The 12843-nt window shown below is 55.3% G+C and carries 9 protein-coding genes; 3 read left to right on the forward strand and 6 right to left on the reverse strand.

What is annotated here, in order from left to right; all coding sequences use genetic code 11:
- On the forward strand, positions 1-3151 hold a 3151-nt coding region (locus ACIDEJ_RS13880; protein WP_411988665.1), incomplete at its 5' end, for an Ig-like domain-containing protein.
- 343 nt (positions 3152-3494) lie between these two features.
- On the forward strand, positions 3495-5831 hold the full coding sequence (gene mrcB, locus ACIDEJ_RS13885; protein ID WP_411988666.1) for a penicillin-binding protein 1B: 2337 nt from the start codon (positions 3495-3497) through the stop codon (positions 5829-5831).
- Positions 5832-5917: 86 nt separating this feature from the next.
- Here mrcB and ACIDEJ_RS13890 read toward each other — a convergent pair whose 3' ends face one another.
- The 3 genes from ACIDEJ_RS13890 to nfsB all read right to left on the reverse strand — a co-directional run bounded on the left by ACIDEJ_RS13890 (position 5918) and on the right by nfsB (position 8236).
- A complete protein-coding gene (locus tag ACIDEJ_RS13890; protein ID WP_411988667.1) occupies positions 5918-6643 on the reverse strand; it encodes a DsbA family protein in 726 nt (241 codons plus the stop codon).
- A gap of 159 nt (positions 6644-6802) precedes the next feature.
- A complete protein-coding gene (locus ACIDEJ_RS13895; protein ID WP_411988668.1) occupies positions 6803-7468 on the reverse strand; it encodes a DNA-J related domain-containing protein in 666 nt (221 codons plus the stop codon).
- Between the two features lie 114 nt (positions 7469-7582).
- Positions 7583-8236: an oxygen-insensitive NAD(P)H nitroreductase gene (nfsB, locus tag ACIDEJ_RS13900; RefSeq protein ID WP_411988669.1), complete on the reverse strand. Its 654-nt coding sequence runs from the start codon at positions 8234-8236 to the stop codon at positions 7583-7585.
- A gap of 302 nt (positions 8237-8538) precedes the next feature.
- On the opposite strand from nfsB, the gene ACIDEJ_RS13905 reads away from it, so the two are divergent.
- The gene (locus ACIDEJ_RS13905) at positions 8539-9105 is read left to right on the forward strand and encodes a phosphoribosyltransferase (RefSeq protein ID WP_411988670.1); all 567 of its coding nucleotides are present in this window, start codon (positions 8539-8541) and stop codon (positions 9103-9105) included.
- A gap of 68 nt (positions 9106-9173) precedes the next feature.
- Here the strand turns inward: ACIDEJ_RS13905 and ACIDEJ_RS13910 are convergent, their stop codons facing one another.
- From ACIDEJ_RS13910 to lpoB, 3 genes are all read right to left on the reverse strand, one after another.
- Positions 9174-9383 (reverse strand): hypothetical protein, encoded by a 210-nt coding sequence (locus ACIDEJ_RS13910; RefSeq protein ID WP_411988671.1) that lies wholly within the window; start codon positions 9381-9383, stop codon positions 9174-9176.
- Between the two features lie 54 nt (positions 9384-9437).
- Positions 9438-12083, reverse strand: a complete 2646-nt coding sequence (gene pepN / locus ACIDEJ_RS13915; protein ID WP_411988703.1) for an aminopeptidase N — start codon at positions 12081-12083, stop codon at positions 9438-9440.
- 158 nt (positions 12084-12241) lie between these two features.
- Positions 12242-12835 (reverse strand): penicillin-binding protein activator LpoB, encoded by a 594-nt coding sequence (gene lpoB / locus ACIDEJ_RS13920; RefSeq protein ID WP_411988672.1) that lies wholly within the window; start codon positions 12833-12835, stop codon positions 12242-12244.
- Positions 12836-12843 lie beyond the last annotated feature (8 nt).

Here is a 12843-nt window from a genome sequence, read left to right on the forward strand (position 1 = left end):
CGTGGATGGCGACACGGTGGTGGCCAGCGAGAAAACCGCCCCGGCCCATGGCAGCGTGCTGATCAACGGCACCGACATCCAGTACACCCCGGTGGCGGACTATCATGGCGAGGACAGTTTTGTCATCACCTTGACCGATAGCAACGGTTTTAGTGTGGACAAAACCGTGAGCGTCAGTGTCAGCAGCATCAATGATGTGCCCACCATCACCATCGACTCCACCCTGAGCACCGATGAAGACAACCACAGCACCTTGAGCTTCAGCTTCAATGACGTGGATGGCGACACGGTGGTGGCCAGCGAGAAAACCGCCCCGGCCCATGGCAGCGTGCAAATTGACGGCACCGACATCCTCTACACCCCGGTGGCGGACTATCATGGTGAGGACAGCTTTGTCATCACCTTGACCGATGGCAACGGTTTTAGTGTGGACAAAACCGTGAGCGTCAGTGTCAGCAGCATCAACGATGCCCCCGTGGCAACCGATGATAATGATTTTGCCTTTAGCGCCAATGATCAGGGCCGTTATGTTCTGGATGTGCTGGCCAATGACACCGACATTGATCAGGATGTGTTGCACTTGTTGTGGGTGACCACGGATGTGGGACAAGCCAGCATTGACGGCGCCAGCATCGTGCTGGAAACCGCCTCAATCGGTAAGGTCAACCTCAAGTACGGCATCGCCGATCCCCACGGCGCCAGCGCCATGGGACACGCCAAAGTGCAGATCACCTCAGATAATGCGTTGGCGCCTACCATTGTGGCGCCATCGCCCGTGGAAGTGGATGCCACCGCCTTGTTTACCAAAGTGGATTTGGGCGTGGCCGTGGCAGAAGACAGTCAGGGCCGGCCGTTGCCGGTATCCCTAGTGGATGGTGACACCTTCTTTGCGCCCGGGCGCCATACGGTGTACTGGCACACCCAGGATGAAAATGGCCTGGAAGCCCGCGCCAGTCAGGAAGTGATTGTGCATCCGCTGATCTCCATCAGCAAGGATGACACCACCATTGAAGGCACCACCCATACGGTGAAAGTCTTCCTGAACGGTGAAGCCCCCAGTTACCCGCTGACCATTCCGTATACCGTCAGTGGCAGCAGTGATGGTGACGATCACTCCCTGACCGATGGCGAAGTGGTGATCAATGAGGGCACGGAGGGCAGCCTGAGCTTCACCCTGCAGGCCGATGATCAGATTGAAGGCACCGAAACCTTGCAGATCACGCTGGACAAACAGCTGAACCTCGGGAGTAAATCCCGATATACCCTGACGGTGTACGAAGACAACGTGGCACCGGAAGTGAGTGTGTCGGTTGCCCAGCAAGGCGAGTTGCGGCCACTGATCGTCAACAACGAGCAACTGGTGACACTGACGGCAACGGTGAGCGATCCCGATGCCAATGATGACCACCAGTATCACTGGATTAACGACAATCCCCAGTTGGCCAACATCAGCCAGCAGGAGGCACAGTTTGTCTTTTCGCCGCAGGGATTAACCCCAGGCAACTATCAGCTGCAACTGGCGGTGAGCGACAGCCAAGGCGCAAGCGTCACCACCGACGTGTACTTCGAGGTGGTGGCCGAGTTAACCGTACTGGGAGATGAAGACAGCGACGGCGATTTGATCCCGGACAATCAGGAAGGCCTTGGCGACAGTGATAACGACGGCATTCTGGACTATCAGGATGCCATTGATGAATGCAACGTCATTCAGGAGCAAGCCCTGGAGTCGCAGCGTTATCTGGTTGAGGGCGAGCCCGGCGTCTGCCTGCGCAAAGGGGTGACGTTAGCCAATAACGCCACCGGCGGTGCCCAGTTGCTGCACCATGAGTTAACGGCGGACGCTGGCGCCACCAACATCGGCGGGATCTTCGACTTTGTCGCCTATGGCTTGCCCACTGTCGGGCAGACCTATCAGGTGGTCTTCCCCCAACGGCTGCCCATTCCTGCCGGTGCGGTATACCGTAAATACCGTGGACAGGCGGGCTGGAGTGACTTCCAGCAGGATGCCAACAACCTGGTGTCCTCCACCGCAGGGGAAGGCGGCTACTGTCCACCACCGGGGGATGCCGCCTGGCGTCCCGGCCTGACCGAAGGCCACTGGTGCGTACAGCTCACCATTGAAGATGGCGGGCCCAACGATGATGACGGCATGGCCAACGGCCGTATTGTGGATCCGGGCGGTGTGGCCACCGTGTCGGCCAATACCCTGCCGGCAGCCGTCAATGATGAAGTCTATGTAACCGTGGCCGGCAGCTTGCAAATTGACGTACTGGCCAACGACCATGACGACGATAACGACCGGCTGACACTGGTCAGTGCCAGCGCCCACTTTGGTCAGGTCTCCATGGAAAACGGCATGCTCACCTATCAGGCGGCCGATGAATTCCAGGGGATAGATACCATCCACTACAGCGTTACCGACAATAACGGCGGTACGGCCCATGCCCAGGTGACCGTGCATGTGACCCCGTCGGCCGGTGGCAATGTCAACAACCGGGCAGGAGGGAGTATGGACGGGCTACTGGTGTTATGTTTGGGACTGTGGGGCGCACTGCGCCGTTACGGTGGCAAACTGGCGGCCATGGTGCTGGCGTTGCTTAGCTTTAACAGCCAGGCCCACTGGTATCTGCAGGCGGATGCAGGTTTCAGCCAGGCTCATGGCCAATTGTCAGTGGCAGAAGCGCAGCGCCTGCAAAGCGATAACCAGGACCGCGCTTGGGCCCTGGGGCTGGGCTACCAGCTATCTTCGGACTGGGCCGCCACCGCACGCTATCTGGATTTGGGTGAAGGCCATGCAAGCCTGCGGCCCGATCCCCACATGGCGCCGGACGAGTACCATGCCCAAGTGGCCAAAGTCACCCCGGTATTGGCCAATGGGGTGGCGCTGGATATGGCTTACAACCTGTCTCAAAGTGAACGTTATGCGCTACAGACACGGGTGGGGGCCTTTCGCTGGCGAGCAGACTTTGACAGTGAATATCAAGGGCAGCACCTGCGCAGCAGTGAACATGGCCTGGCGCCCTACTTGGGGGTGAGTGCGGATTACCGCCTCAACCGCCAATGGCAAGTCGGCGCCCGGGTGGATCACTATTTCATCGAGCAAAATGATGTGACCATGTGGTCATTGCAGCTTAGCTGGCACTTTGATTAATCCGTAACCGCTTAGCAACAACCTCAAAGCCGGGAGCCATGCCTCCCGGCTTTTTCGTGGCAGACAAGCTTCAGCGCCAGCGCACTCCTTGAGCCTTTTATGGTGATTGGCCGTCAATACGTTCATTGTTGGTGGGTAGGTTGTCATGTGTTCTAGCCACAAGCTGGCAGCGCGGTTTGTTCGGCAGTTTTTACGGCAATATCGATTTGGTTCAGCTGGCTGCTATGGCATCAGCACCCGCTAATTTGTTATAACATCCCCCTTGGCTGCGGGGACGATTATCTCGTGGCACCTGTGACATAGTCTGAAAACGGAGACAAAGTCGTCTTGATGTGGAAGCCCCATGACAACTGCTAACAATAACCGCAAACCTGCCAGCCCTAAGCGTCGTGCTGGCCAGAAACCTCGCGGCAAGAAAAATCCCGCTCCCAGCGTGTGGCGCAAACTGTGGTCGTTGGGCTGGAAAATCGGCCTGGTGGCGGTGGCGGCGCTGACGATTTACTGCATTTATCTGGATCAGATTATTGCCCGTAAATTTGAAGGACAAAAGTGGTATCTGCCGGCACAGATTTTCAGCCGTTCCATGTCGCTCTACCCCGGCGCGCCGGTGAGCCATGCCCAATTGATTGATGAGCTGAAATTGTTGGGCTATCGCAAAGTGGCCAACCCCAAGCAAATCGGTGAGTTTTCGGCATCATCCAGCCGGGTGGAGTTATGGCGCAGACCCTTTTTGCATCCACAGGGGCAGCAGGATGCGCAGCGGGCCATGATCAGTTTTGACAGCAATGGCGTCACCCGGGTTGAGCGCATGAGCGACCGGCGGCAACTGGCCGTATTCCACCTGGAGCCGGTGTTGCTGGACCGGATTATCGCAGATGATGGTGAAGACCGTTTGTTTGTGCCTACCAAGGCGATACCTGCATCGGTGGTGGATGGTTTGCTGCTGACGGAGGATCGCAGCTTTTACGAGCACCTGGGGGTCAATCCGTTGGCCATTGTGCGGGCCGCCATGGTGAATATCAGTGCGGGTCGCACGGTGCAGGGTGGTTCCACCTTAACCCAGCAGCTGGCAAAGAATTTCTTTCTCAGCAGTGAGCGTTCTTTAAGCCGGAAAGCACGAGAAGCCCTGATGGCGGTGATTATTGATGCCCGTTACAGCAAGGAGGAGATCCTTGAAGCCTACCTCAATGAGGTTTACATGGGGCAGGATCGCAGCCGGGCCATTCACGGTATGGGGCTGGCATCCCAGTTCTATTTCGGTCGTCCCATCGGCGAGCTGACGCTGGCGCAGCAAGCGCTGTTGGTGGCTGAAATCAAGGGGCCTTCTTATTACAATCCCTGGCGTTATCCGCAACGGGCTCAAGAGCGCCGGGATTTGGTGCTGCGCTTGATGATGGAAGGCAACAAGATCAGTGTTGAACAGTACAAGGTGGCGGCCTCTTCACCTTTGGGACTGCGTAATGCCAAGCGGCCATCGCACCAGAAACTGCCGGCATTTTTTGCCCGGGTGAAGCAGGAGCTGCGTGAGCGCTATGGCGATGTCTTGCTAAAGCAAAATGGCATCAAGGTGTATACCACGCTTGACCCCTTGGCCCAGGAAGCGGCAGAAACCGCTGTCAGCAAGGTGGTGCAGTCACTGGATGGGAAAAACAGCGGATTACAGGCCGGGATGGTGGTGACGGAGCGCCATACTTACGGCATTGCGGCCATGGTGGGCGATCGTAACCCTACGTATGACGGTTATGATCGGGCTCAGGCCATTCGGCGACCCATCGGCTCACTGGTAAAACCCTTTGTTTATGCAACGGCGTTGGCACAGGGGAGCCATTATCATTTGCGCACGCCGCTGCAGGATCAGCCGATCACGCTGGAAAACGGTCAGGGGCAGAGCTGGTCACCGCAAAATTACGATCATCAATTCCGTGGGCAGGTGCCGTTAATGACGGCGTTGACCAAATCCATCAACGTGCCCACGGTCAATCTGGGCATGGCCGTGGGGCTGGATGCCGTGGTGACCACCCTTGAGCAAAGCGGCTGGCATGAAGCCATTGCGGCTTATCCCTCCATGCTGTTGGGCGCATTGAACGGCTCACCGTTCATGGTGGCCCAGGTGTATCAGACGCTGGCCAACCGCGGGCGCTACCAGCCGCTGCATGCGGTTACTGCCGTGCTGGATAAGGATAACCAACCGTTGGCGGCCGCGGGTCTGTCGCAACAGGAGGCACTGGACCCTGCGGTGAATTATCTGGTGCAGTACGCACTGATGCAGGTGGTGCAGTCAGGTACGGCAAGCAAGCTGGGCAGTGCTTTCCCCGGTGTGGAACTGGCCGGCAAAACCGGCACCAGTAATGATCAGCGGGACTCTTGGTATGCAGGATTTGATGAGCGTAATGTGGCTGCCATTTGGGTCGGACGGGATGATAACGGTAAAACCGGACTTTATGGCAGTAATGGTGCCATGGCCATTTACCGCAGTTTTCTGAATCACCGGGCGCCGTTGTCGTTGCGGCTGCCGCCGGTAAATGGCGTTGTGCAGGGCTATTTTGACCGGGATACCGGTGCGGCCAAACAACCCGATTGCCCTAATGTGGTTGCCTCTCCGGCGTTGGCCAGCAGTTATCATCCGGCTGCCAACTGTGGTGAGCCGCTTCCCTGGTGGCAGCGCATGTTTCGTGATTAGCCGGTCGTCGTCTGGGCAAACACCTCAAAACACAAAGGGCCGTTAAGGCCCTTTGTGTTTTTGGTCATCAAGTTTTACGATTGGCTTTAAGCCCGCCGGCGGCTGATGGCCGTGAGCGTGGCAAAGGCAAGAAACAGCCAACCCAGGCTGCCACCGGAGGATTTCTGAGGCTCGTCTTTTTCGGTCGCCAGATAATTGGTGATATCCACCAAATCCTTTACGCTGCGCATTTCTGACAGGTTAATCAAGTATTTATCATTCACGATAAAGGCTGGCACACTGTCGATGCGAAAATCATTTTGTTGCTGGCGCCACAACTTGATGGTGCTGTTTACCTCATTCCCATCGGCCACTTCATCATATTTGGCAGCATCCACGCCGGCTTGGGCAAAAATGGCCTTGATGTCATCACGGCTGTTAATGGTGGACTGGTGCTGATGATCGGGCTGACTGTGATCCGCATCGCCCTGAACCGCGGCAAACATCGGGTTTGCCAGCTGTTTTTCCAAACCCAGCTGTTCCATTACCGCCAGTGATTTCATCACCTCCGTCCCTAGGGCACTGTTCATGAAGTCCACATGCTTGCTTTCAAATGTCACTTCGGGCTTGAGGTTGCTTTTGATGAAAGGCAGGTATTTCTGGGACATCTGATAGCAGTGGGGGCAGTAAAAAGAGAAAAACTCGCTGATTTTTGGGGTGTCACTGCCTTTGTTGGCAATTTGGGTATAGTGTTTACCTTCAACAAAATCCGCTGCCTGGGCGGATAAAGATGCTACGGAAATTACCACAGCAGCCAGAATGGGCTTTAGCAAAATAGACTCCTTATTTTCGTTGAGTACCATCAGAACAGCTGTTGCCGAGCTTAGGTGGAAATGCTTAATTATCGCTTAATTGGTGATGCACACTTGCCGGTGGCTGGCATCGCAATGCCTGCAATTTATCCGGTTCTTTCTATGACGTCAGCTTTAACCTCAAGGTTCCCGTAAAATCTGCCACGCTTCGCACACTTCCCGAAATTTCTCCGCATCGCCCCCTTGGCGATCCGGATGCCAGCGCAGCGCCAGTTTGCGCCAGCGGCGACGGATGTCACTGGCACTGCAACCTGGTTCGAGTTCCATCGCCTGCAGCGCTTGCCGGTAAGCCAAACCTTGGGGTTTTACGCCTATATAGGCTTGATAAGACTGCCAAAACGATGCCAGCATCTGTTTGACTACATTGGCACATGTATCATAGTTCTGCCAGTCCAGATAATACTGGCGCAGTGCCTGATCCCGCTGCAGCTGCAGTTGGCCGTCCGCGGGCGGTACCCGATAAAGCCGGATATCCATGGCCTGTACCTGTAACCATTGTTGTGGCCAGAGTAATTGCTGCAATTGATACAGTGCATTCATCAGCAAGAAGTTCCGTTTGAACAGGTCCTTGTCCGGATTGTCATCCAATTGGCGCATCAAGTTGCGCTGCTGCAATTCTGTGGCGAGGTGATGCACTTTCCAGCCTCGCACCGACTGCTTTAGCAGTGTTAGCAGCGGCCATATCAAGGGATTGTCCTGATGCTGGCACAATTCATGCTCGCCGGCGGCGCCGGTTTGGCTGGCGTTTTCGGGCGCATTGGCAAGGATGGAGTGGCTGGGGGACATGGCCTCATGCTTTTTGAAATGGCGGTAATGGCCACTATGCCACAGTCGCCCGGCAGGGTGAAATTAACATGGGTTGCAAGGGAGGGGAGCGATGTAGTGCCGCTCCCCCAATGTTCAGATTTCTTCTATTACCTGCTGCTGGGGCAGCCGGGATTTTGGCAATGTGGCATTAAAATCCGTTTCATCGCTGTAGCCAAGAGCCACTATCACGCTGGCGGTGAAGCCTTTCTCCCGCAGCCCCAATACCTGGTTCAGGGTGGCGGCATCAAAGCCTTCAATGGGGGTGGCATTCACCTCAAGCACACTGGCGCCCAAAAGCAGGGTGCCCAGTGCCAGATAGGTCTGTTTCTCCATCCAGTGCTGCAAGTCCTTAAGCTCATAGCGGTGCAGATTGACGAAAAATTGCCGGCCGGTTTGCAATGCCTGTTTGGCGGTGTCATCGGGAATGCGGCCGTCCTGTTGCTCCTGCGCCAGCAGTTGCTGCAGGTAATCATCAGTAATGTAATTGCGGGTGCACAGCACTGCCACATGGGACGCGTTAAGGATTTTGGGGGTATTGAAGGCGTAGTTGGCAGTGGCTTCGGCAATTTTGGCTTTGCCTTCCTCGGTTGCGGCAATCACGAAGTGCCAAGGTTGGGAGTTTACCGAAGAGGGGGCGAAGCGCAGCAGGGTTTTGAGCTGTTCAATCTTGTCCTGCGGGATCTTTTTATGGGGATCCAGCGCCTTACTAGTGTAGCGGCGCTTAACAATTGTTGTTAAATCAGTCATTTGATTTTCCTGTATTACACTAGAGATGAGACTAGCATTCTACGAGCTTAAGCGGGTTTTACAATGCACAATCCGGTGAATATTTCACCTGTGCCGGTTTGCCAATGGCAGATGGCAAGAGTTTTGCGGCATTTCACAAAAGTATCTGCATAAAGCAAGGCAGCGAGTGGAAAATTGGTATAAAATGCGCGCCCAAAACCGCAGTCCGTATTTTTGCTTGGGCAGGAAACGGTGCTGTTAACGTCGGGTTGACAGTCTTCCGGCGGCAGGTAGTTGGCATGTTACAAGATGGGGTCGTTGCAATGATCGAAAAACGTTATATCACCGCACAGGAGTTGCTGGAGGATTCATTCCGCTTGGCAGCACAGGTCTACAACAGTGGTTTTAGGCCACAATTCATTGTGGGGATCTGGCGTGGCGGCGCACCTATCGGGATTGCCGTGCAGGAATATTTTGATTTCAAGAAAGTCGATACTGACCATATTGCCGTGCGTACCTCTTCTTATTACGGCATTGGTAACGACAAGCAAAATAAAGAGATTAAAGTGCATGGCCTGCATTATATCGTGGAACGTGCCAATGCCGGCGATGGCGTACTGATTGTGGATGATGTGTTTGATTCCGGCCGCAGCGTGTTTGCCCTCAAGGAAAAACTGTTTCAGGCGATGCGCCTGAATCTGCCACGGGACATTCGCATTGCTTGCCCTTACTACAAGCCGAAAAACACCATGGTGCCGATGAAGCCCGATTACTATATCCATGCCTCTGACGAATGGCTGGTTTTCCCACACGAGGTTTCCGGGCTGTCTCCTGAAGAGCTGTCTGAAGGCAAAAGCGATTTGCACAATATCCGCGAACTGTTTTTGTAACGGTTTTAAGATGAAAACGAAAGGGCGCCTTAAGGTGCCCTTTTTGTTGCTTGGCAATCGGCGTCAGTTTATAGATCGCGAAACTTTTGCCGCAGCATCTCGTCTCGGTCAATTACGATGGTTTCCAGTGCCGCCACCCGCTGTTTCAGTTCATCCACTTGTTGCTGCAGCGCAGCTGTTCGCTGTTGCTCCTGTTGCTGGCTATGGCGGGATTGCTGCAGTTGACCAAACAGCAGATAACCCAAGACAATAATGGCCAACAGTATAATCAAGCCCATGGGGCCTCCTGTCACTTGGGTGCCGGTCAGCATGGCTGCTGCCGGCACCAGCATTTAGTAGGTGATGTTTTCCGATATCATCACACATCGCCGGTCTTCTTGTAACCGCTCTTGCAGTGGTCGCATGGTGGTCACCGATAATCGGGGATTATCCTTGATGGTCTGTTGCAGGCGGTTGACCGATGCATGGTTGCAGGCAGCGGGGATGAGCTGCGGTGCATAACTGCGCATGAATACGGGTGATTGCTTTTTGTCCAGTGCGGGCAGCACCTCTAGGCGCTCCTCGGCGCTGGCGGCACTCAGGTGCTGCTGCTCAGCCGGGTACAGGTATGTCATGGCGATACGCTGCTCTGGAAACGGTGCGCCTTCATGGAGGATGCGGTTAAGCCAGTCACGCTTGATGGCTGCTTCCGGGCGACTGACCATGGCTGCAAGTGCCGCTTTGCGACCGCTGTCGCTGGGATCTTTTGCCGCCTCTTGTTGTAGCAGTTGCTTGCTGGCGGGATAGTCATAACGGTTGAGCTGCTGCACGATATGCCAGCGGCTGTCTTGATCCAGCGTGATGCCTTGTAGCCGGCTGTGTCCGGCCAGCAGTTCGGCCAGATGGTTCATGGATGCCATGTCTCTGGCAAAGTCCACATAAGCATTGAACCAGCGCCGTTGCAGATCCGGCGCGGCGGTATGCTCCATGGTCAGGCGCAGGCTCATTTGCGCCAGTGCGCGAATGGCCTTGTCCCGGTAGTCGGTATGCAAGGGCGCCATCTGTTCCAGCCACTGTTTGCTGGTGTGCAGGGTTTGCAGTATCTGTCCTGTCAGCGTGTAATCCCGTTCTTGGGGCAGATTGATAAACACCGTATCAAGGTAATCGTTCAGTGGCAGATGGCCACTCATGACACTGTCCCACAAACTCTGCCATAACATGGCCCGCAGCAGCGGATCCTCTACCCGTGCCAGCTGTTGTCTGGCGGTTGTAAATGAGCGTTTATCCAGCGCCACTTTGACAAAGCCCCAGTCATCATAGTTGGGGTAAACCAGATCCGGGCAGCGCTCGCCCAGCAGCGGGGTGACGGTGGTGCTGGCGCCCTGATAGGTTACCGGCAGCACCTTGGTGATGCTGAGTTGCTGCCCGTCTTGTTGTAGCAGGGCGATTTGCACTTTTTGTTCCCGCAGGATGCTTTGCCCGGTTGTTGCCGCAGATTGCGTGAGCGTGAAACTGCTGATGCTGCCATTATGGCACTGGAAGTCAGCCTGCAAGTGGTTGACGCCTGCCGTATATAACCAAGCCTTGGTCCATTGGCTCAAGTCCCGTCCGGCGGCCCGGGACAGACTGTTGATAAAGTCATCCAGGGTGGCATTTTGCCAGGCAAAGGTGTGCAGGTAATCACTCACGCCCTGGCGAAACACCTCGTTGCCCAGCAGATGGCGCAGCTGTTTTAGCACCGATGCCCCTTTGGAATAGGTGATGGCATCAATGTTATCAAAGGCGTTGGCTGTGCTGGCTACCGGCACTTCGATGGGATGGGTGGTGACCAGGCTGTCTTTGATGTAGGCCTGCTGCTTGCCGCTGGCGTAAAACCTGCGCCAGGTATCATCAAACTCCGTGGCATGGGCGGTGGCCAGGGTGCCCATGAATGAGGCAAAGCTTTCATTCAGCCACAGGCCGTTCCACCATTTCATGGTCACCAGATCGCCAAACCACTGATGGGCCATTTCGTGCATGATGACCCCGGCAAGCTGTTGCTGCTGGGCTTGGGTCATTTTGGCGTTATAGAGGAAACGGGATTCGGAGAAGGTAATGGCGGCGGCATTTTCCATGGCGCCGTACAGAAATTCCGGCACCAGTACCTGATCATATTTTTGAAACGGGTATTTCACGCGGAAATAGCGTTCAAAAAAGTCCAGACCCGCGGCGGTGTAGCGAAACCAGTCATCAGGCGTCACTTGGGATGCCACCGACTGCCGGGCAAACAAGCGCATGGGATAAGGGCCGCGGTCGTCCTGCCATACATGGTATGGGCCTGCGTGCAGTGAAAAGTTATAGGGGCTCAATTTGGGGCTCGCCGGGAAATGCCAGATGCGCTGACCGTCCCGCTGCTCTATGCGGCTCTCTCTCATGGCGCTGATCACTTGCCAGTCTGCCGGGGCCTGTACGGTGAGCTGGTAGCTGGCCTTGATGTCGGGCTGATCGAATACCGCAAACATCTGCTGAGCTGCGGCTGGCTCAAAATGGGAGTAGAGATACACCTTGCCGTCAACAGGGTCCACAAAGCGGTGCAAGCCCTCCCCATTGGTGGAGTGATGGCGGCTGAAACTGATGTTTATCAGATTGCTGCCGGTTTGCAGTAGTTTGGGATTGAGCGTGAGATAGTGGCCGTTGTAGTTGGGATATAACAGGTGGCCGTTGATTTCCAGGCGCTGGATGTGGGCCTGGCTGATGTCCAGTGTCAGGGGCCGCTCGGTGTCGGTCAGCTGGAAGCTTATGGTGGTTTGATTGCTAAAGCGTTCACTGCCGTCCAGCTGCATGTTCATCTGATAACGGACATCACTGACCCGCGCCGCCCGTGCCTGGGCTTGCGCCTGGGTCAGGTAAGGGGAGTCGTCTCTGGGAGCAATCTGGGTGGATTGGGTACTGCAGGCGCTAATGAGAAGGCTACTGAAGGCGGCCAGTGCAATACTGCGAAACAGGCGAGGCAATGGCATTGTTGGCATAGGCGATGTCACGGTGATTCCTTGCGGTTTTGTTATGGTTGTTTGCAGGTGATAAGACCAAGGCTATACGTTACGTCAAATTCCCCAGAATGCCCAAGCGGGCAGCCACAAAAAAGCCGCCCGCAGGCGGCCATTGTGTCAGGGTTTGCTTACAGCCCCAGGAAAGACTTGCTGCGGGTTTTGCGGATCTCTTTTTCATCAGACCACTCAATCAACCCGGTTTCCAGATCCATCAGGCGCATGGTCATTTTGTAGTAGACATCCTTGGTACTACCGTTTTGTTTCACAATGCTGGACAGGTTGCCATACAGCATGTACTGGGCGCCGATTTGGCGGCCGAATTTAATGGCGGTGGACGGGTCCACCATGCCGGCGCTGTTTTGGTAATCCAGCTGTTTGCGTACCGCATCCACCTTGGTCATGTCAATGAAGCGGAACTTGCCGGAGCGCAGCAGTTTGTTGCTGATGGAATCGGTAACCGACTCCGTATCAATATGTTCGGAGGTTTTGTTTTTAATGGAATCCACGAAAATGATCGGGCGGCTGGTGGCTGTCATGGCAACCACCGGGGGGAAGGTCATCATGCTGTCGACCATTTTACTGGTGATGGCCTGCAGATCGGTGGAACTGAAGTTTTCATTGACGGTTTCCACTTCGGTGGCATCGCCATATTCCACTTTTGATTGGCAGGCAGAGAGTCCGATGGCCATTACCATCAGCATAAGCAGCTTAGCGTGTTTCATAGTCAGTT

Origin of the sequence: Shewanella mytili, assembly GCF_046765975.1 — a bacterium.
In the GTDB taxonomy this organism is placed as follows: domain Bacteria; phylum Pseudomonadota; class Gammaproteobacteria; order Enterobacterales; family Shewanellaceae; genus Shewanella; species Shewanella mytili.